Annotated in this window: 1 protein-coding gene; it reads left to right on the forward strand. The window is 62.6% G+C overall.

Annotated elements, in window-relative coordinates:
• Nucleotides 1-64: 64 nt before the first annotated feature.
• Nucleotides 65-421: a hypothetical protein gene (locus EN943_RS37420; RefSeq protein WP_127416644.1), complete on the forward strand. Its 357-nt coding sequence runs from the start codon at nt 65-67 to the stop codon at nt 419-421.
• The last annotated feature ends 28 nt before the right edge of the window (nt 422-449 follow it).

The following is a 449-nucleotide window of genomic DNA, read 5'->3' on the forward strand; positions in this document are numbered from 1 at the left end:
GCTATCGCCTTGTGCGATGAAGAGGTCTATGCAGGCCCTGTACAAGGCTTAGGAGAGGCTTCGAATGAGAATCGCAATCTGCCTCGCATTGGCTGCGGCAGTGACCGGATGCGCGACCTCCCCGGTCGACTATGAGGCGTCGCTTTCGCAGCAGGACCAGAAATGGGCTTCGCCGGCATGCCAGCAGGCACGCATGGCGGCTTCGGATTACGCGGCTCGCGAGAAAGAGCATCCGGGGTGGGGTTTCGGCGTCTTGCTTGGTCCATACTCGATGGGGCTCGTCGCAGCCATCAAGGAGCATGAGCAGAAGCAACGCAAGCTGTTCGCCCGCGAGGTGCACCTGCAATGCTCAAGCCTGCCGCTGCCGAAGGAGTTGCAGGGCGATTTGAACCCTGGCGTGCCTCCGACGAAGTATCCATAGCCCTGCCGCGCCCTTGGCGGCGGGGGGG

The organism is Mesorhizobium sp. M7A.F.Ca.US.006.01.1.1 (assembly GCF_003997935.1).
In the GTDB taxonomy this organism is placed as follows: Bacteria; Pseudomonadota; Alphaproteobacteria; order Rhizobiales; family Rhizobiaceae; genus Mesorhizobium.

Coding starts and splice junctions, on each gene's coding strand:
- EN943_RS37420 (WP_127416644.1), top strand. CDS start 65: ATGAGAATCGCAATCTGCCTCGCATTGGCTGCGGCAGTGACCGGATGC.